Annotated in this window: 19 protein-coding genes and 7 tRNA genes (1 of these 26 only partly in view); 13 read left to right on the top strand and 13 right to left on the bottom strand. The window is 33.5% G+C overall.

Annotated elements, in window-relative coordinates; genetic code table 11:
- Window positions 1-512, top strand: partial view of an excinuclease ABC subunit UvrB gene (gene uvrB / locus KM029_RS15050; RefSeq protein ID WP_144074028.1) — the 3' portion only. Its footprint begins 1519 nt before the window's first position; only the last 512 of its 2031 coding nucleotides appear in the window; its start codon lies beyond the left edge, outside the window; the stop codon is at window positions 510-512.
- A gap of 152 nt (window positions 513-664) precedes the next feature.
- Here uvrB and tuf read toward each other — a convergent pair whose 3' ends face one another.
- From tuf to KM029_RS15030, 4 genes are all read right to left on the bottom strand, one after another.
- Window positions 665-1843 carry an elongation factor Tu gene (gene tuf / locus KM029_RS15045; protein WP_144074027.1) on the bottom strand — a complete coding sequence of 393 codons (1179 nt, stop codon included), beginning with the start codon at window positions 1841-1843 and terminating at the stop codon, window positions 665-667.
- A 63-nt stretch (window positions 1844-1906) separates the two neighbouring features.
- Window positions 1907-1978 (bottom strand) — tRNA-Thr (locus tag KM029_RS15040).
- Window positions 1979-2116: 138 nt separating this feature from the next.
- A tRNA-Tyr gene (locus KM029_RS15035) sits at window positions 2117-2197 on the bottom strand.
- A 334-nt stretch (window positions 2198-2531) separates the two neighbouring features.
- Window positions 2532-3446, bottom strand: a complete 915-nt coding sequence (locus KM029_RS15030; protein ID WP_144074026.1) for a Ppx/GppA phosphatase family protein — start codon at window positions 3444-3446, stop codon at window positions 2532-2534.
- An 86-nt stretch (window positions 3447-3532) separates the two neighbouring features.
- Here KM029_RS15030 and KM029_RS15025 point away from each other — a divergent pair, with 86 nt between their 5' ends.
- A complete protein-coding gene (locus KM029_RS15025; protein ID WP_205125441.1) occupies window positions 3533-4456 on the top strand; it encodes a DUF368 domain-containing protein in 924 nt (307 codons plus the stop codon).
- Window positions 4457-4518: 62 nt separating this feature from the next.
- Here KM029_RS15025 and KM029_RS15020 read toward each other — a convergent pair.
- The 5 genes from KM029_RS15020 to KM029_RS15000 all read right to left on the bottom strand — a co-directional run bounded on the left by KM029_RS15020 (window position 4519) and on the right by KM029_RS15000 (window position 5826).
- Window positions 4519-4591 (bottom strand) — tRNA-Gly (locus KM029_RS15020).
- A gap of 183 nt (window positions 4592-4774) precedes the next feature.
- Window positions 4775-4847, bottom strand: a tRNA-Gly gene (locus KM029_RS15015).
- Window positions 4848-4862: 15 nt separating this feature from the next.
- Window positions 4863-4943, bottom strand: a tRNA-Tyr gene (locus KM029_RS15010).
- 21 nt (window positions 4944-4964) lie between these two features.
- Window positions 4965-5045 (bottom strand) — tRNA-Tyr (locus KM029_RS15005).
- A 172-nt stretch (window positions 5046-5217) separates the two neighbouring features.
- Window positions 5218-5826, bottom strand: coding sequence for a hypothetical protein (locus KM029_RS15000; RefSeq protein ID WP_144074025.1), 609 nt, complete (start codon window positions 5824-5826; stop codon window positions 5218-5220).
- Between the two features lie 216 nt (window positions 5827-6042).
- On the opposite strand from KM029_RS15000, the gene KM029_RS14995 reads away from it, so the two are divergent.
- The 7 genes from KM029_RS14995 to rplL all read left to right on the top strand — a co-directional run bounded on the left by KM029_RS14995 (window position 6043) and on the right by rplL (window position 9253).
- Window positions 6043-6115: transfer RNA gene (locus tag KM029_RS14995), tRNA-Trp, on the top strand.
- 114 nt (window positions 6116-6229) lie between these two features.
- Window positions 6230-6421, top strand: coding sequence for a preprotein translocase subunit SecE (gene secE, locus KM029_RS14990; RefSeq protein ID WP_144074024.1), 192 nt, complete (start codon window positions 6230-6232; stop codon window positions 6419-6421).
- Window positions 6422-6481: 60 nt separating this feature from the next.
- Window positions 6482-7054, top strand: coding sequence for a transcription termination/antitermination protein NusG (gene nusG, locus KM029_RS14985; protein WP_144074023.1), 573 nt, complete (start codon window positions 6482-6484; stop codon window positions 7052-7054).
- 1 nt (window position 7055) lies between these two features.
- The gene (rplK, locus tag KM029_RS14980) at window positions 7056-7499 is read left to right on the top strand and encodes a 50S ribosomal protein L11 (RefSeq protein WP_144074022.1); all 444 of its coding nucleotides are present in this window, start codon (window positions 7056-7058) and stop codon (window positions 7497-7499) included.
- A gap of 27 nt (window positions 7500-7526) precedes the next feature.
- Window positions 7527-8219, top strand: a complete 693-nt coding sequence (rplA, locus tag KM029_RS14975; RefSeq protein WP_144074021.1) for a 50S ribosomal protein L1 — start codon at window positions 7527-7529, stop codon at window positions 8217-8219.
- Between the two features lie 2 nt (window positions 8220-8221).
- Window positions 8222-8767, top strand: a complete 546-nt coding sequence (gene rplJ, locus KM029_RS14970; protein ID WP_144074020.1) for a 50S ribosomal protein L10 — start codon at window positions 8222-8224, stop codon at window positions 8765-8767.
- Window positions 8768-8878: 111 nt separating this feature from the next.
- A complete protein-coding gene (rplL, locus tag KM029_RS14965; protein ID WP_144074019.1) occupies window positions 8879-9253 on the top strand; it encodes a 50S ribosomal protein L7/L12 in 375 nt (124 codons plus the stop codon).
- Between the two features lie 64 nt (window positions 9254-9317).
- Here the strand turns inward: rplL and KM029_RS14960 are convergent, their stop codons facing one another.
- From KM029_RS14960 to KM029_RS14945, 4 genes are all read right to left on the bottom strand, one after another.
- Window positions 9318-10475, bottom strand: a complete 1158-nt coding sequence (locus KM029_RS14960) for a hypothetical protein (protein ID WP_144074018.1) — start codon at window positions 10473-10475, stop codon at window positions 9318-9320.
- Window positions 10476-10670: 195 nt separating this feature from the next.
- Window positions 10671-11741, bottom strand: coding sequence for a DUF1573 domain-containing protein (locus tag KM029_RS14955; protein WP_144074017.1), 1071 nt, complete (start codon window positions 11739-11741; stop codon window positions 10671-10673).
- 73 nt (window positions 11742-11814) lie between these two features.
- Window positions 11815-12054 (bottom strand): hypothetical protein, encoded by a 240-nt coding sequence (locus KM029_RS14950; RefSeq protein ID WP_144074016.1) that lies wholly within the window; start codon window positions 12052-12054, stop codon window positions 11815-11817.
- Between the two features lie 206 nt (window positions 12055-12260).
- On the bottom strand, window positions 12261-14696 hold the full coding sequence (locus KM029_RS14945) for a TIM-barrel domain-containing protein (RefSeq protein ID WP_144074015.1): 2436 nt from the start codon (window positions 14694-14696) through the stop codon (window positions 12261-12263).
- A 150-nt stretch (window positions 14697-14846) separates the two neighbouring features.
- Here KM029_RS14945 and KM029_RS14940 point away from each other — a divergent pair, with 150 nt between their 5' ends.
- The 4 genes from KM029_RS14940 (at window position 14847) to KM029_RS14925 (ending at window position 18787) form a co-directional block, all read left to right on the top strand.
- Window positions 14847-15782: an NAD(P)-dependent oxidoreductase gene (locus KM029_RS14940; RefSeq protein ID WP_144074014.1), complete on the top strand. Its 936-nt coding sequence runs from the start codon at window positions 14847-14849 to the stop codon at window positions 15780-15782.
- Window positions 15783-16058: 276 nt separating this feature from the next.
- Complete coding sequence (locus KM029_RS14935; protein WP_144074013.1) at window positions 16059-16853, top strand: RNA ligase family protein; 795 nt, start codon at window positions 16059-16061, stop codon at window positions 16851-16853.
- Window positions 16837-17985 (top strand): AAA family ATPase, encoded by a 1149-nt coding sequence (locus KM029_RS14930; RefSeq protein ID WP_144074012.1) that lies wholly within the window; start codon window positions 16837-16839, stop codon window positions 17983-17985. The genes KM029_RS14935 and KM029_RS14930 overlap by 17 nt, the downstream gene beginning before the upstream one ends.
- A gap of 4 nt (window positions 17986-17989) precedes the next feature.
- Window positions 17990-18787, top strand: coding sequence for a class I SAM-dependent methyltransferase (locus KM029_RS14925; RefSeq protein WP_144074011.1), 798 nt, complete (start codon window positions 17990-17992; stop codon window positions 18785-18787).
- The last annotated feature ends 10 nt before the right edge of the window (window positions 18788-18797 follow it).

The raw sequence follows: 18797 nt of genomic DNA, 5'->3' as shown, positions 1-18797 counted from the left end.
GACTTGATCTACCAGAAGTTTCTTTAGTTGCAATCATGGATGCTGATAAAGAAGGTTTTTTGAGAAATGTTAGATCATTAGTTCAAACTATTGGTCGTGCTGCAAGAAACTCAGAGGGTCGAGTGATTATGTATGCTGATAAGATGACAAAATCGATGCAAAAATCTATTGATGAAACAAAACGTCGTCGGAAAATTCAACATGAATACAATTTAGAGCATGGAATCACGCCTAAAACGGTAAAGAAATCACAAGATGCAATTTTTGACCAAACACAAGTTGCAGATAAAAAAGGAGGAATTTCTAAAGAATATCAACTTGATGATAATGACATGAGCAAAGCCGCTGAAGCAATCTCATCTTATCAAGCATCTGAAAAAGGAGATATCAAAGCTCAAATAGCTGCAGTTAAAAAAGAAATGGAAAAAGCCGCAAAAGATTTAGACTTTATAGAAGCTGCTAGATTAAGAGATATAATGTTTGAACTTGAGAAACTCAAGAAATCAAAATAAGTAATATTTATATTAACTAGCTTAATTAGTACAAAACAATAAATAGCGATATAGATAGTACAATCTGTATCGCTATTTTTTTGACAAAATAAAAGAGGTTATCTATTGCTAGATAACCTCCAATATATTAAATCAACTTACGTTGAGATAAATTAATTGATGATAGTCGTTACTTGACCCGCACCTACTGTACGTCCACCTTCACGGATAGCGAAACGAAGACCTTCCTCCATTGCGATTTCCTTTTGAAGATCAACTGTAATAGTTACGTTATCACCTGGCATTACCATTTCTACACCGTCAGGTAAAGAGATAGTACCAGTTACGTCAGTTGTACGGAAGTAGAACTGAGGGTTGTAACCTTTGAAGAATGGAGTGTGACGTCCACCTTCTTCTTTTGATAATACGTAAATCTCAGCAGTAAACTTATCGTGAGGAGTTACTGAACCTGGTTTACAGATTACCATACCACGCTTGATTGACTCTTTGTCTACACCTCTAAGAAGGATACCAACGTTATCACCAGCTTCACCTCTATCTAAGATCTTACGGAACATCTCAACACCTGTAATAGTAGATGTTAATTTATCACCTAAACCTAAGATTTCAACAGCATCACCTGTGTTAGCAACACCTTTCTCAATACGACCTGTAGCAACAGTACCACGACCTGTGATCGAGAATACGTCCTCTACTGGCATTAAGAAGTCTTTGTCTACGTCACGAACTGGAAGAGGAATATGCTCATCTACATTTTCCATTAACTCTTCAACAGTCTTAACCCACTTGTCTTCTCCGTTTAAAGCACCAAGAGCTGATCCTCTGATAATTGGAGCGTCGTCATAGCCTTTGCTTTCTAATTCTTCAGCAACTTCCATTTCAACAAGCTCTAACATCTCTTCGTCATCAACCATGTCAGCTTTGTTCAAGAAAACAACAATTTTAGGCACACCAACCTGGCGAGCTAAAAGGATGTGTTCTTTTGTTTGAGGCATAGCACCATCAGTTGCCGCTACTACAAGGATAGCACCGTCCATCTGAGCAGCACCAGTTACCATGTTTTTAACGTAATCGGCGTGACCTGGACAGTCAACGTGAGCATAGTGACGTTTCTCAGTTTGATATTCTACGTGAGAAGTGTTGATCGTGATACCACGTTCTTTCTCTTCCGGAGCGTTATCAATTTGTGAGAAATCTCTTTGCTCAGCAAGTCCTTTGTTTGCCAATACTGATGAAATTGCCGCAGTTAAAGTAGTTTTACCGTGGTCAACGTGACCGATAGTACCGATGTTCAAGTGCGGTTTCGAACGGTCAAATGTTTCCTTAGCCATCTTTTTAAAAAAGAATTATATACAATTAATAGATTTCAATCTTCAGATTTTAAAGTAAAATCGAGCTGCCGAGGAGAATTGAACTCCCGACCTCTTCCTTACCAAGGAAGTGCTCTACCCCTGAGCTACGGCAGCTTTTAAACGTTGTCCGCGTTTCTAAAGGCAGAAGGTCTCGACTTTGCTTTTAAAGACATAATTAGAGATCTGAAGAACACTAACTACACCTTTCTCGATAAAATCGTCTATTTATAAAACAGCTTCATTTATTGATAGTGGGAGGGGCAGGATTCGAACCTGCGAAGCCGAAGCAACGGATTTACAGTCCGTCCCATTTGACCGCTCTGGAACCTTCCCAAAAATTAGATTTGAGACTTATCAAAAATAGTTCTCGTATCTATTCGAGATGCAAAGGTAAATTGATTTTCAAAAACTTCAAACATCTAACTTAAAAATAGATACAATAATCATTGAATTATTGTTTTTTTTAACTTTAAGTCTTACCGAGAGGAGCCCAATATACGCAAATAAAGCATTAATTATCAACATTTTAAACTAAAAAAAAGCAATAATTAAATCTTTGTTAAGAGTATGCTAACAAACCTTACTAATTTAATAAAAAAGTGATTTTTTAAATTTTTAAACTTGATTTAGGATAAAAACTAAGATTAATTCGTTTGTATTTGAGAAATTAACCAACCTTATAGAGTAACAAACCTTCTCTTAATGAGGCTCCTGAAATCTCAATTTCTGAGAAATTTAGCACCTCCAAAACAGTCATTAATAACGCTGAAGCTGGGACGATCATATTCACCCTTTGTTTGATAAGTCCTGGTATCAATAAACGCTCTGACAAGGTATAACTTATGAACATTTTGTACATTTCTTTATAAGCCAAAACTTCTACTTTTTTGACCTCTGAAGGTACTATAGAATTTTTTGACCCATATATTTCTTGTAAAGTTTCAAAAGTACCTGCTGCTCCAATTATTTTTGTAGGTGAATAAAATTTTACTGCGATCCATAAATCACTAAGACTTTTAACAACAAAGTCATTCAGCTCATTCAAATCTTGTTGAGCTATTGGATCTTGTTTGCAGAATAAATCAAATAATCGTTGTGCGCCAATTTCAAAACTTTGCTTCCATAAAACGCACTCATTATCACAAATAATAAATTCAACACTTCCACCTCCAATATCCATTATTATAGAAGTTTCAGATAGAACAATATCTGATTTTACTCCATGATAAATAACATTAGCTTCTTCATTACCTTCAATAATTTTAGGAGTATACCCAAACCTAGAATGGATAGTTTCTATAAAATCCATTCCATTTACTGCTGACCTTACTGCACTTGTTGCTCCTGCAACTACATTTTTCACATCAAATTCTTTAATTTTTATATTGAAAACCTCTAACGCATCATAAGCTCTATGCATTGCTTCTTGTGTAAGCACCCCTCTGGAGATCCCTCCCTTTCCTAATCTCACAAAAATATCCTCTTGATATACTTTTTCAATACTTGTTTCATTAACTACATCAGCTATTAATAACTGAAATGTATTTGTCCCCATATCGATTGATGCTCTTCTCTTTTTCATCTTCTAAATTAAATGATATAGAATTATATTATCACAATTATAAACAGCAAAATATTATCTTTACTCCAAAATATATAAGACAAAAGATGAAAGAAAAATTCTTTATATTCCTTAAAGGAATTGCTATGGGGTCTGCAGATGTTGTACCTGGTGTTTCTGGAGGAACCGTTGCATTTATTACTGGCATTTATGAACGCCTATTAAAAGCAATTAGTGCTGTTGATATAGAAGCATTAAAACTATTTTCTAAATTTAAGTTTAAAGAATTATGGGATAAACTTGATTTAGGTTTCTTATTACCATTATTTCTAGGAATTGGTACTGCAATTATCAGTTTAGCTAAACTGATGAAATATCTTTTAGAGAATGAACCTATTGGTTTGTGGTCTTTCTTCTTCGGTCTAATCATTGCTTCCGCAATATTAGTACAAAAACAAGTAGGGAAATGGAACATCGGTAGCATAATATCTCTCATAATAGGAACTAGCCTTTCTTATTATATAACTATTGCTACTCCTGCTCAATCTCCAGAAGGTTTAATATATATATTTCTTGCTGGTATGGTTGCTATCTGTGCAATGATTTTACCTGGTATTTCAGGAGCATTTATGCTGTTACTAATGGGACAATATCATAACATACTTGATTCTATTAGTAATTTTAAGCTTGATGTAATTGCTGTTTTCTGTGCAGGGGCGGGTATTGGTATCGTATCCTTTGCAAGAGTATTAACTTTTCTACTCAATAAATTCCATGATATAACTATTGCTTTACTTACTGGCTTTATGATTGGTTCTCTTAATAAAGTATGGCCATGGAAAGAAGTTGTAGAAACTTATACTGATAGACATGGTAATATTAAACCATTATTAGAAAGTAATTTATTACCCCAAAATTTCGAGGGTGACAATCAATTAATATTAGCTATAATTTTAGCATTAGTTGGTTTCTTATTAGTTATTGGTATTGAAAAGGTAGCTGACAAACAAAGTGATACTTTAGAAAAATAGAGTTCAGAAATATCTAAAATGCAAAAAGGATCAATTCAAATATGAATTGATCCTTTTTTTTGAGCGAGTGACGAGGTTCGAACCCGCGACCTACAGCTTGGAAGGCTGTCGCTCTACCAGCTGAGCTACACTCGCATGTTTTATTCTGGTGATGCAAATATAACTACTGATTTTTCAAATATCCCAATAAAAGAACAGATAAAATCACAATACTTATCTAAAGCACTGTAAACTAGTAGATATAAATAATAATGTATTCCAAAATCAGAAAAACATTATATAAACAAAAAGGTCAACCTATTTCTAGATTGACCTTAGAGCGAGTGACGAGGTTCGAACCCGCGACCTACAGCTTGGAAGGCTGTCGCTCTACCAGCTGAGCTACACTCGCAAATACAATTTGCAGTGGGGGAGGCAAGATTCGAACTTGCGAAGCCGAAGCAACGGATTTACAGTCCGTCCCATTTGACCGCTCTGGAACTCCCCCAGAATATGTAAAATTGTATAGTGGGGGAGGCAAGATTCGAACTTGCGAAGCCGAAGCAACGGATTTACAGTCCGTCCCATTTGACCGCTCTGGAACTCCCCCAGAAGCATTACAATAATTACTTATTATCCCACTAATTGTATCTTTAACCGTGACCGTTTGTCCCGATTGCGAGTGCAAATGTATAGGACTTTTTCTTATCTACAAAATAAAAAACATAAAAATAAACTAAACAAACGTAAACTATTTGAAAAGCAACAATTTACATATCAAATTATTTTAAATTAAAATTTCGAACGAAGGTTCTATCCTTTAATTTTGCTCTTACTACATAAAATCCAGGTAATAAATCAGACAGTATATATTCTGTTTTAAGTTTACCTTGGTTAAGATTTACCTTAACATTATAAGCATCTTCTTCTTCATTTTCATTTTTAATAGAAATTTCTACAATTTCATCTTGTGCAAAAAAACCATCTAAGGATAATGTATCTTCAATTAGGTTTGCATTAAAATAAGGTCTTTTATAATCGGCACTATGATATACTTTAAGAGATGTACTATTAGTAACATTAGAAACTTCTCCATAAAGTGCTTTCCCATCTAATGCAAATTGGAAATTATAAACACCTTTAGGTAGTTTTTCTACTGCATAGTTTCTTTTTAAAGTCCCCTTTTCCCTAAACACTTCCCAAAAAACTGTTTTTTTAGATCTTTTCTCAGACAATTGAAAAAAAGAATCTTCTCCTGATAAAGATTTAGCATTTATTGCTAATACACCATTAATCAATTTTAGGTTGTTGGAAAGGTCTACTTTGTCTTGAGCAAAAGATACTATAGAAAAACACAGATAAACATTTAATAACAAAAAATACTTTTTCATATAAAAAATAATCAAAAAGCTCCTTTAGAGCCCTTACAGCTGTTCTATCACTAGTATTAATAAGTGCAATATAGTTTATTAACGTATAACTCACTGTATATTAATATGAATTAAGAAAAATTTTACCTCTTAAGTTTGTTTATTCTATTCAAGTATTTACCTTTGCAACTCAGAAAATTAGAGAGGGTATCTAAAGCCTTGAAAATTAGATGATAAACGGGTGTAGCTCAGTTGGTAGAGTTACGGTCTCCAAAACCGCAGGTCGTGGGTTCGAATCCTACCACCCGTGCAAATTAAATTTGAACTGTTATATTGCAGCTCGAATAAAATTTTAAACATTCACATGGATATAATGCTGTATATACTTAAACAGCATTTTTTTGTGTAAAAATTCGTAAGAATTATGAATAAAATAATCAATTTCATCAAAGAGTCATATACTGAAATGACTGACAACGTAACATGGTTGTCGTTCAAAGAAGCTCAAGACAGTTCTGTACTTGTTCTTGTAGCATCAGTAGTTTTTGCATTGGTAATCGGAGCAGTAGACTTTGGTTTCAATGAGATTTTGACAGCATTCTACACTGCTTATTAATAATAAGCGTGAGGATCAAATTTTTAATTAAGAAACCTCAACAGATTAAACATAATAACAATGGGTGAACTTAAATGGTATGTAGTTAGAGCTGTAAGTGGCCAAGAGAAGAAGGTTAAAGATTATCTACTGAAAGAATTAGAAAATCAGAACCTACAGAACTTTATCACTCAGGTTTTAGTTCCTACAGAGAAAGTTTATCAGGCGAGAAAGCAGAGAGATGGTAAAGTTAAAAAAATTGCCGTTGAGAAAAACTTACTCCCAGGATATGTTATAGTTGAAGCTGATTTATCAAATGGTGAGGTTCAACACACGATTAATAGTGTTCCCGGTGTCATAGGCTTTCTGAATGCAGATTCAAAAGATCCTTCAGTGCTTCCAAAACCTATGCGTGATTCTGAAATCAATCAGATCCTTGGCAAAGTCGACGAGTCTGACGAAGGCGAAGTTAAACATGACACGTCTTACTCTGTTGGCGAAACAGTACGCGTTATGGATGGTCCATTCTCTGGATTCTCTGGAAGCGTAGAGGAAGTCTTCGAAGAGAAGAAAAAACTCAATGTCATGGTGAAGATCTTCGGTCGCAATGCACCAGTGGAACTCGATTATAAACAAGTAGAAAAAGAAGAATAAGATGGCAAAAGAAATCGAAGGTTTCCTGAAGCTCCAAATTAAAGGTGGAGCAGCCAATCCGTCGCCGCCAGTAGGTCCTGCGTTAGGTTCTAAGGGTTTGAACATTATGGATTTCTGTAAGCAGTTCAACGCTAGAACACAAGACAAAGGAGGGCAATTATTGCCTGTATTAATTACTATTTTCAAAGACAAGTCTTTCGAATTTGTAATTAAAACTCCTCCAGCGGCTAATTTGATCATGGATGCGGCAAAAATTAAAAAAGGTTCATCAGAGCCAAACCGTACCAAAGTTGCTTCGGTAACTTGGGATCAATTAAGAGCGATTGCAGAGACTAAATTACCAGATTTAAACTGTTCTACAGTTGAGTCAGGTATGAAAATGGTTGCGGGTACAGCTCGTAGCATGGGTATCACAGTAGAAGGGGTAGCTCCTTGGGAAGCTTAATCTTGTACAAGTATAATAGTTTTAACTATGGCAGTATCAAAGAAAAGAAAAGAGGCGCTATCTAAATACGATAGAACTCAAGAATACACGCTGGAGAAAGCTACTGAACTTGTGAAAGAATTATCTTTCGAGAAGTTCGATGCTTCTGTAGATCTTGACATCCGTTTAGGTGTTGATCCACGTAAAGCTGACCAAATGGTTCGTGGTGTGGTTACACTTCCTCACGGTGTTGGTAAAGAAGTACGTGTCCTTGCACTAGTGACTCCAGACAAAGAAGAAGAAGCTAAAGCAGCAGGTGCTGATTACGCTGGTCTTGACGAATTCATCAAAAAGATTGAAGGCGGATGGACTGACATTGATGTAATCATCACTATGCCAACAGTAATGGCGAAAGTAGGTCGTTTAGGTAGAGTTTTAGGTCCTCGTGGTCTAATGCCAAACCCTAAAGCGGGTACTGTAACTTTAGAAGTTGGAAAAGCTGTAAAAGAAGTGAAAGCTGGTAAAATCGACTTTAAGGTTGACAAAACTGGTATTATCCATACATCAATTGGTAAAGCATCTTTTAGTGCTGCACAATTGAATGATAATGCAGCGGAGTTACTTGCGACTTTATCTAAGTTGAAGCCTTCTTCTGCAAAAGGTACATATTTTAAGAGCGTAACGGTTTCTACAACTATGGGCCCTGGTGTCAAAGTTGACAAGGGATCAATCGATAGCTAATTATGACAAAAGATCAGAAAGTACAACTCGTTGAGGAGTTAAGCCAAAAATTGGCGGCTACTGATTACTTCTACATTGTTAATGGAGCTACATTAACAGTTGATGAAGTAAACAAGTTCCGTAAGGCTTGCTTTGCAAAGGGTATTGAATATCAAGTAGTCAAGAACACGCTAATTGCGAAAGCTCTTGACAAATTAGAGTCAGATACAGACTATGCTGAACTTAAGAGCGGAGCTCTTAAAGGTATGTCAGGTATCTTGTTCTCTCCTGAATCAGGATCTGAACCTGCAAAGGTTCTTAAAGCATTCCAAAAGGATATGCCTAAAGATCGTAAGATTCCAGCATTAAAAGGCGCTTGCATTGACGGCGGTATTTATGTAGGAGAAGAGCATTTAGAAGCTTTAACAGCTGTAAAATCGAAAGCAGAACTTATTGGCGATGTCTTAGGATTATTGCAATCTCCTGCTAAGAGTGTTGTTAGTGCGCTTCAATCAAGCGGTCAGACAATTTCTGGCTTATTGAAAACGCTAGAGGAGAAAGGAGAGTAATATACTCTTTTCTAATACAAACCTCTCGCAACATGGTATGTAATAGTTACGCCTAGTTGCTTCCAAATATATAGTAATTATTTAAAAAACACGTTTTAAAGTAAAAAGAAAATGGCAGATTTGAAAAAAGTTGCAGAAGAGTTAGTAAACTTAACAGTTAAGGAAGTACAAGAACTTGCTACAATCTTAAAAGATGAGCACGGTATCGAGCCAGCAGCTGCTGCTGCTCCAGTTATGGTTGCTGCTGCAGGTGGTGCAGAAGCTGCTGAAGAAAAAACTGAATTCGATGTTATCTTGAAGTCAGCTGGTTCAGCTAAATTAAAAGTAGTTAAGGCTCTTAAGTCTGCTGCTGGTCTTGGATTAAAAGAAGCTAAAGAATTAGCTGATTCTGCTCCTGCTGCAGTAAAAGAAGGTATCTCTAAAGAAGAAGCTGAAGCATTAAAAGATGCTCTTGCTGCTGAAGGTGCTGAAATCGAAATCAAATAATTTTAGTCTTACTAAAATTATCGATATAGATATTAAGGTGAATCTTTCGAGATTCACCTTTTTTTTATTTTAAAATTTTAAACACATAGGTTTCTTTACCTTCTTCAAGTAATACTATATTCATTCCTCTAGTAAAATATTGATTCTCAATTACACCATTACTTTCAAATGAAGATTGTTTATAACTCTTCGATACTTTGCCTTGAGAATCAATCACTGTTATTTTTATTGATTGATTATCTAAAATTGAACGTTGAATAAATAAATCTTCCCCTTTAGATAAGTCTGTTGGGTATACTAGAATCGTTCTTTTTGTATCAACTTCACTATTTACTTTCAATGGTCCAAAAGATTCAGAGTTACCATCAAAATCAAATTGTATAAGCTTATAGTACATATTTGTTTTTAAGGCTGAAGAATTAGTATCTACAAAAGAATAATTAATCTGGATATTGCTATTCCCATTTCCTGCTACTTCTCCTACTTTAATCCATTTTCTATTATCATTTGAAGAGTAAATTTGAAAGTGGCTATTATTAATTTCTGAAGCCGTCGACCATATAATTTCATTACCTAAAGTACTTACTTTCACTTCAAAAGAAATTAATTCTACAGGTAAATTCATATCACAAAAAGAACCCTGTTTTGTCGCACAACTTCCTACAATATCAATAAGAGGATCGCTATATACAGATGGTGTATAATGCTGATCATTAAAATCTCCGGCAACATGAAATTCTGTTCCAGTCCCTCCTATTTCTAATTGTCCACTTCCAATATCAGATCTTGTGAAATTTCCATTTACTGTAAAGATACCTCCATCTTTAATGAATAGATTTCCATTATCTAAATTGAAATTATTTTCTACTTCTAACGTTCCGAAAACCTTTAATTCAGGATTGCTAGAATTCATTGTAATACTACCTAATACATAAAGATTAGCATTTGTGTTAAGTGTAAGTTGCCCATCATCTCCGAAGCTTAAATACACCTGTATACCTTCATTTGCTAAATCAAAGTCTATTGTAAGTTTTGCATTAGTAGAAAAAATAATTTCATCATTTGAAGTTGGATACCCACTTCCTCCGCCTAATTTCACCCAATTTGTTGCGTTCTGCCACTCATTAATTGTACTGAGTGTTCTTTCACCATTGGGTTTATATTGGCTAGCATAAGACACAGTCATGGAAAAAAGTAAAGTAATTAATAGGATTGCTTTCATGTTAATATAGAGTATTGTGATAGTTTTCATTTCATATAATCTCAATATGAAAAACTATACAAACACAATCGCCCCTTTATATAAATTACCCCGTACCACCTTTAAAAAATGCGTACCACTTAATAATTGGCACAAAAAAAAGTAACTAATTTCAGAAATCAGTTACTTTTAAGAGTAATAAAAATACGAAAAAGGTTACTTAATAACGTTCGCTTTTACTGTTATAATTGTTACAGGATCTATAGGATCATTTGTAAATAAGGTAAATGATCTTGTTTCTTTACCTGTTCTTGGTGTTTCTAAATAGCGAACATTTACATTGACTGTTTCAAATGGTTGTACTTCATTATCCTCTATACTCAAAAGAGATAATCCATGATTTGTTTCTACTTTGAGAATTTTAAGAGGTACTTTACCTGTGTTCATTACAGACAATGTAATTATCTTCTCTCCATTATTTTTAACGTTACCTAAGTTCATATAAGTAGATGATAGCCCCATTTTAGGTTTAGGACCATCCCCTTCTGATTCTGGATATTGAACTGATGCTGAAACAATACAGTTTGATGTTAATTCCTCCTTACCGTTTGATAATACTATAGAAAAAGTATCCTGAGCATACCCAAATTCTTCTCTATCTTCTGGTTTTATAAATAACTCAAAAGAGCCTTCTGCATTAGGCATTACTTCATACTGCCCACTATCAATTAAAACGCCCAAATAATCTGGAGTGTTAGGAGCTTTCTCAAACCTTAATGTATCGTCTGTATTGTTATAGAAATAAACTGTTTTTGATGCTGTACCTTGAGCTGTCAACATACCAAAACTTACTTTTTTATGACTCCATTTTATTTTTTCTCCATACGGGTAAAGCTTATCAAATGATATTTTAGAAGGGCGAATAAACCCTGCCAACTTCAGTTTATATTCTTGCTTACTGTCATTTAACCTTACTGTAAATACTTTTGTAAACGGGCCTGCTTTATATGGAATATAAGTAATATCAATCGTCCCCCCTTCACCTTTAATAATCTTATTTGATGAATAAGATGGCAAAGAACATGCACAATCTGTAATTACAGTATCTATGCTTATTGATGACGTTGACTTTACATCAAACTTGAAAGAATACCTTATTGTATCTAAATTCGACGATAGCTTACCTAAGAACACACTATCTTTTTCGAAGTCTAAAAAATTCTGAGCAGAAGAAGTTGATGCTAATATTAAAAAGCAACAAATAAAAAAATAAACTTTATTTATCATGGAATGGGGAATATCAAATTTGAAGTTCAAATATACTATAAGATGAGTAGATTCAACTTCTTTAGTTTATTTTTTATCCAAATATTCCAATCTTAATATAACTGATAAAAAACCAAATTGTCAATGTCCAAAGTGAGACTAGAAAATAGCTTTCCTTTGTTACTCTATATCTTAGTATATATAAAATAGGAAGCATTACTACTACCCCACCTAATAATTCCAAACCATGAAAGGCAATAGATGGAACTCTACCAATTATTCTTTTATAATCTAACAAAACTACAACAACACTAATTATGTTAATGACAAGCAAGTATGATAATAAAATTTCCATGCGTAGTTATATTAAAATAGTTAAACATTTAAACTTTATAACTGCATTTTTAAAGTTTGGGATTCAACAAAAAAGTTTTGTTTGGTTAAAAAAAACTAAAAACCCACTTCCAAAATAGCTGAAAGTGGGTCTTAAATATTTATAACTGCTAGCATTTTTGAGAACTTAGCAATTAAAGTTTATGTTTATTTTTTCCCTTTAGTAATATAAATTGTTCTTTCCTCACCTGTCCATTTTAAAGTAACAAACAATATTTTATTTACTTTATCATATCCCATATCACATTTTTCTGCAGGCATTTTCTTCTTACCAATTCCTACATTTTTTGGGGGTAAGTTGACATTATGAATTTCTAAAGTTATCATTCTACTAGCAGGAGCTTCTCTGTAACCTCCGTCTTTAGATAAAGTAATTTCTACGTTTTTTTTCTTATTCTTTAAGCTAACATTCAATAATTCAAATGCCTTATTTTCTATTGAATTTGTTGATACTCCATTATCATCAAACATTACTCTAGAAGATGTTTCCACTTCTGCATCATTCCATATCTGAAAAGTCAATTCCGCAGAAGAATATTCTTCTGTTGATTGTAATCTTTTTGTAGCTAAAGGTATAATTGCTCCTCCCTTTACAAAAACAGGCAATTGATCTAAAGGAGTATCTACTGTCACCCAATCACCGCCCTTATACTTTTCACCTGTCCATAAGTGATACCAATTATGTCCTTTAGGTAAGTATAATTTCCTTGTAGTTTGTCCTTCTTTAGTTACAGGAGCAACAACATAAGCATCTCCCCACATATACGTATCTGATATATTCTGCAATGCAGGATTATCCTTTTCCTCCATAAATAAAGGTCTTAACAATGGAGTTCCTTTAGTGCTATTCTCATAAGCTAAAGAATAGTTATAGGGTAACATTTTGTATCTGTATTCAATGTATTTTTTTACAATATCAAAAGTTTCTCCTTTATAATGAATTACTTCTGAAGGAATAGATTCTTGTGCATGGGGTCTAAATACAGGCTGAAAAACTCCATACTCTAACCACCTTACATATAGTTCCAAAATATCTTCCTGTTTCATGTCCCAGTTTACAAACCCTCCTAAATCAGAGTGCATATAAGGAACACCACTTAACCCCATTGTCATAGAAATTTGAGATTGTGGAGTTAACCCTCCAAAACTTCTATTTACATCACCAGACCATGGAATCATTCCATAACGTTGTGAACCCACATAACCTGATCTCATTAAAATAAAAGGACGCTTATTAGGAAAATCTTTGCGATAACCATCATAAATAAGTTTAGCCCAATTCTGACCATAGATATTATGTACTTCATCAGCAGAACCATTTACATGCTGCAATTTAGATGGATGCACTTCGGGTTCTCCAAGGTCTCCCCACCATCCTGCAACACCTTGATCTGCTAAACCTTTATAAATATTCCAAAACCAAGTCTGTGCTTCCGGCTTAAATACATCTACCAAGCCTGTCTCTCCAAAAAAGAAATCGTAAACAAAAGGTTTTCCATATTTATCTGTTCCCAAAACCTTACTTTCTTTAGCATCTTCCCATTTAGATGAAGAAGTTAATATAAAAGGTTCTGTAATTAGAATTGTTTTTACATTTTCGTTATTTAATGATTCTATCATTTTAGTTGGGTCAGGAAATGCTTCTTTATACCACTCTAGGTTTCCCATTGTACCTTTTACATCTTTCCCAAACCAATATAAGTCAAGTATTATTGCATCTAAAGGGACTTCTTTCTCTCTAAATTCTTTAACTGTAGTCTCTACTTCTTTTTGAGAGTGATATCCAAATCTAGAAGCAAAATTTCCAAACATCCACCTAGGAGGTAACGGTTGTTTTCCTGTTAAATCTGTAAATTCATTTAATAAATCTTTAAAATCCGTTCCTGCTACAATAACATAGCTAGATCTTCCTCCTATCGTTTCAAATGATAATTCATCTGACTTACGTTTTCCTATATCAATAAAACCTATAGGTGCATTGTCGTATAAAAGTGCATATTTCTTAGAAGAAATCATTAAAGGCATTCCATAATTCATTTGAGTAGCAACTTCTTCATTAGAATAATGTGCTCTATTATACAGAGGTAACCTATGTCCTCTTCTATCGAGAGGTAATGCTCTTTCTCCTGCACCATATAAAGCTTCTCCTTCTTGAATTTTAAATTTGAAACCTTTTAAAGTATCTGCATCAAAATATCCTTCAGATTCTTCTAATAATTTCTCATTATTAAAATAATAAGCTATTTGTAATGGTGATTTATTAATTCGAGCAATAATTCCATTACCCACATGGAATACCAACGTTGTTCCTTCATCTTTTAAATCAATCTCCACTTTATTAGGAGCCATAATAACGGCTTCTGATAGTGGTAGTGTTTCTACTCCATTTGGATAAAATTGAGTTTCTAGAATTTGTGAAGCAAAAGGTCTTAAAGTTATTGAACCATCATTTGTAGTGATTACTAAATTTTGTCCATCTATTTTATGCTCTTTATAGACTCGTTGTCCAAATACTGTAACTGAAATACAGCTTAAAAAGAAAAATATTGATAATTGTAGGGTATTAATAGAACGGTTTTTCATTATTGCTTCTAAATTTGATATTTAGAACATGCTTAAAGGTTTTTCCTTTTATGCTCTGAGATTTGTAGATTTTTAATGACGATAAAGATAAATAAGAAATTATACTATCTTTTTCCAATTCAAACATAATATAAAATATATCTAGCACATATGACAAAGGTTTTAATAATAGATAAATTACATGATGCAATTTTACCTATTCTGGAGCAAGAAAATATTGAGGTTACATACAATCCAGGTATTGCTGTAGAAGAAGTACCAAATGTAATTAAAGATTATAATGGGCTTATATTAAGAAGTAAAATGAAGATTGGTGTAGAGTTATTAGAACTTGCTCCAAAGTTGCGTTTTATTGCCCGTGCTGGAGCTGGTGTAGATGAAATTGATGAAGAATATTTACAACGTAGAAATATTACTTTACTAAATGCTCCTGAAGGAAATATGGATGCTGTAGGTGAACATACCATTGCTATGTTACTCTGTTTAATGAATTTCCTTCATATTGGAAATACAGAAGTTCGTCAGAAATTATGGCTCCGCGAAGAAAATAGAGGGCACGAACTTTCTACTAGAACAGTTGGTATAATTGGTTATGGCAATATGGGTAAAGCTTTTGCCAAACGTTTAATTGGTTTTGGCTGTAAAGTTCTTGCTTATGACAATGGAAAATCAAACTACGGAGATGAATACGCTCAAGAGGCATCTTTAGAGCAAATTCAGAAAGAAGCTGATGTATTGAGTTTTCATATTCCATTAAATAAAGAAAATAAACACCTTTTTACAAAAGACTATTTAGGTGCATTTAATAAACCTATTTATTTATTAAACCTTGCTCGTGGAGAGGTTATCCCTTTCTCAACAATAGAATGGGGACTTGATAATGGAAAAATAATTGCCGCTGGTTTAGATGTTCTTGAAAATGAAAAGCTACATACATTATCAGAAGATCAGGAACGTATTTTCAATAAACTTTGTGATGATAATCGGGTAATATTCACTCCGCATGTAGGTGGGTGGTCTTTCGAATCCTATGAAAAAATTAGTACTGTTTTAGGAGGTAAAATAATCGATCTTCTTAAGAAATAGTCTCACAATAAAGAATCCCTTCGTATTTAACTCATTAATACTGAAGGGGTTTTTGTTTGCTGTTTTTTTTTATTAACATTACACTTCAATATTTAATTTCCATTTCAAAATATATCTAGCGATACTAGTCATGTAATTGTTTTCTCAATACACCAGTCAATTTATACTGTCCCTTACCAAGAGACAGCTTTTTTGCTATGCATTAAAATTGACTCCTACCTAAAAGAGAAAACCTTGCTTAAAGGGCAAGTAATTAAATTATTACATTTTAAAATCATGACTTTTTCAAAAAAGTATAATCGGAGTCTCCATGCCCATTGTAGCAAAGGAACAACTTCTGACGATCGCTTTATGCCTAAAGGATATATTCATTCTTTTGCCACATTAGACAAACTAGTGCTTACAGAAAAACTCGATGGTCAAAATAACTGTCTGAGTGAAAATGGCGTATTCGCACGTTCACATGCTGCACCATCTCAATTACCATGGGATAAACCATTAATAGATAGGTGGCAACTCATAAAAAAACATCTTAAAGGTTTAGAAATCTTTGGAGAAAATATGTACGGTATTCATTCCATTGGCTATAAAAAGTTAACCTCTTTCTTCTATGTATTTGGTATTAGAGAAGGAAAACAATGGTTATCATGGGAAGATGTAAAGTTCTATGCAGCTTTACTAGATTTCCCTACCGTTCCTGAAATCAAGTTAACAAAACCCTTATCAGATTTTCTTCTAAAGAATCAAAACGAAGAAGAATCCTTACAATTATGGCTTTCTGATCAACTTGGATGTACATGGGAAGAATATGTTACTACAAGTGGACAATTAGGAGGGTATGAAGTTGAAACTGACAAACCTTGTTCTGAAGGTTTTGTTATACGTAATGCTGATAGTTTTCTTACAAATTCTGGTTTAGTTAATGTAAATCAAAACGAGTTTAGTGACCTATTCAAAGTAGTAAGAGAAAATCATGTAAAGACAGATCAGCATTGGGTAAAAAATTGGCAACCAACCCAACTTAATAATTATCAAAAATATCAATGGCATGCATATGAATACTATAAATAAAGAATGGCGTATCCCTACTATTCAATTAAAGGAAAATTTAGATTGGGAAAGTATCGAAAAAGAATTTGATTGGTTAACAACTTTACGTTCTATTCCTCAAGATAAAATATGGCATCAAGAAGGTGATGTATTTACACATACAAAAATGGTTGTAGAAGCACTTATTAAATTAGATGCTTTCAGAAAACTTGAAGAATATGAACAATATATCCTCTTTCTTTCTGCACTTTTTCATGATATTGAAAAAAGATCGACTACATCTACAGAAGAAATTGATGGCATTGAGAGAATAGTCTCACCTAATCATGCTAAAAAAGGAGCACATACTGTTCGATCAATATTGTTTAACAAGTATGATGTACCCTTTATGACAAGGGAACATATCAGTAATCTCGTTCGCTTACATGGTCTACCTCTTTGGGCAATCGATAGAGAAAATCCCTCTAAAGAAGTAATCAAATCTAGCTTAATGACTAATAACCATTGGCTAAGTATATTGGCTACAGCAGATGTCTTAGGTAGAATTTGCAATGATAAAGAACATATTCTCTTTAAAATTGAGTTATTTGAAGAACTCTGTAAAGAGAATAACTGTTGGACAAAACCATATCAGTTTGCTTCTAATTATGGTAGGTACCTCTACTTAAATAAAAGTGGTATTGCTCCTTTTTATAAACCTTTTGAAGATTTAACTAATAAAGCAATTCTATTGGCAGGTTTACCAGGCGTTGGGAAGGATACTTTTATAAAAAAACATTTTCCAGATATACCTATGGTATCCTTGGATGAAATTAGACGTAAAAATAATTTTGACCCGACTAATTCTAAACATAATGGTAAAGTTGTCCAAATTGCAAAAGAGGAAATAAAAGTATTATTAAGAAAGAAAAGTTCCTTTATTTTTAATGCGACTAACCTTTCACAAGATATTAGGCAAAAATGGATTGGTTTATTTATTGATTATAAAGCCAGAGTAAAAATTATTTATCTAGAAAAATCTTTAGAAGATACATTAAAACAAAATAAAGATAGAAAATGGACTGTACCAGAAAATGTCATTCATAAACTATCATATAAACTTGAAGTACCTCTGTGCCATGAGGCACATGATTTAGAATATATAACACAATAAACAAATGGATTATCAAAAAGAATTTAACGCTAATAAAGAACAATGGAATGCACGTGTAGAAGGACATGTAGCTTCTAAAATGTATGATGTTCCAGGTTTTAAAAAAGGAGACACATCATTAAAAAAAATTGAATTAAAAGGACTTGGTGATCTTACAGGAAAACGAGTTTTGCACCTGCAATGTCATTTTGGGTTAGACACAATGTCACTTTCTAGAATGGGTGCAAAAGCGGTAGGTCTAGATATTTCTGATACTGCAATTGACCAAGCAAGACAATTGAATCAAGAACTAGGCTTAGATGCTGAATTTATTTGTTCGAATGTATATGACATCAGAGAACATTTACCTACAAAAGAAAAGTTTGATATGGTTTTTGTTTCCTACGGTGCTTTATGTTGGCTTCCTGATTTAGAAGCTTGGGCAGATATCGTATCAGATTATTTAAAAGAGAAAGGAACTTTCTATATGGTAGAAATGCACCCTTTTATTTACACACTTAACTGGACTTCTTTTATCCCAGAATACAGCTACTACAACAAAGGTGTATACGAAGAAAAAGTAGAAGGTAGTTATGCAGGAGACGTTCCTCTAAATCTTACAGAATATTTTTGGGTGCATTCAATAAGTGAAATGCTTAACCCATTATTAAAAAGAGGGTTTACATTAGAAACTTTTGAAGAGTACGATTATCAAACCTATAATTGTTTTGATAATATGATAGAAAGAGCAGAAGGTGAATTCATCTTTAAAGATATAAAAGTAGATGTCCCTTATCTTATTGAATTAAAATTGACAAAGTAATAAAGCTACA

This window comes from Flammeovirga kamogawensis (assembly GCF_018736065.1).
Classification (GTDB): domain Bacteria; phylum Bacteroidota; class Bacteroidia; order Cytophagales; family Flammeovirgaceae; genus Flammeovirga; species Flammeovirga kamogawensis.
The sequence above is the reverse complement of the archived record's forward strand: the minus strand, read 5'-3'. Positions and strand labels throughout refer to the sequence as shown.

Coding starts and splice junctions, on each gene's coding strand:
- KM029_RS15030 (WP_144074026.1), bottom strand. CDS start 3,446: ATGAAAAAGAGAAGAGCATCAATCGATATGGGGACAAATACATTTCAG.
- KM029_RS14925 (WP_144074011.1), top strand. CDS start 17,990: ATGGATTATCAAAAAGAATTTAACGCTAATAAAGAACAATGGAATGCA.
- secE (WP_144074024.1), top strand. CDS start 6,230: ATGAATAAAATAATCAATTTCATCAAAGAGTCATATACTGAAATGACT.
- tuf (WP_144074027.1), bottom strand. CDS start 1,843: ATGGCTAAGGAAACATTTGACCGTTCGAAACCGCACTTGAACATCGGT.
- KM029_RS15000 (WP_144074025.1), bottom strand. CDS start 5,826: ATGAAAAAGTATTTTTTGTTATTAAATGTTTATCTGTGTTTTTCTATA.
- rplL (WP_144074019.1), top strand. CDS start 8,879: ATGGCAGATTTGAAAAAAGTTGCAGAAGAGTTAGTAAACTTAACAGTT.
- KM029_RS14940 (WP_144074014.1), top strand. CDS start 14,847: ATGACAAAGGTTTTAATAATAGATAAATTACATGATGCAATTTTACCT.
- KM029_RS14930 (WP_144074012.1), top strand. CDS start 16,837: ATGAATACTATAAATAAAGAATGGCGTATCCCTACTATTCAATTAAAG.
- KM029_RS14945 (WP_144074015.1), bottom strand. CDS start 14,696: ATGAAAAACCGTTCTATTAATACCCTACAATTATCAATATTTTTCTTT.
- rplA (WP_144074021.1), top strand. CDS start 7,527: ATGGCAGTATCAAAGAAAAGAAAAGAGGCGCTATCTAAATACGATAGA.
- KM029_RS14955 (WP_144074017.1), bottom strand. CDS start 11,741: ATGATAAATAAAGTTTATTTTTTTATTTGTTGCTTTTTAATATTAGCA.
- nusG (WP_144074023.1), top strand. CDS start 6,482: ATGGGTGAACTTAAATGGTATGTAGTTAGAGCTGTAAGTGGCCAAGAG.
- rplJ (WP_144074020.1), top strand. CDS start 8,222: ATGACAAAAGATCAGAAAGTACAACTCGTTGAGGAGTTAAGCCAAAAA.
- KM029_RS15025 (WP_205125441.1), top strand. CDS start 3,533: ATGAAAGAAAAATTCTTTATATTCCTTAAAGGAATTGCTATGGGGTCT.
- rplK (WP_144074022.1), top strand. CDS start 7,056: ATGGCAAAAGAAATCGAAGGTTTCCTGAAGCTCCAAATTAAAGGTGGA.
- KM029_RS14935 (WP_144074013.1), top strand. CDS start 16,059: ATGACTTTTTCAAAAAAGTATAATCGGAGTCTCCATGCCCATTGTAGC.
- KM029_RS14960 (WP_144074018.1), bottom strand. CDS start 10,475: ATGAAAGCAATCCTATTAATTACTTTACTTTTTTCCATGACTGTGTCT.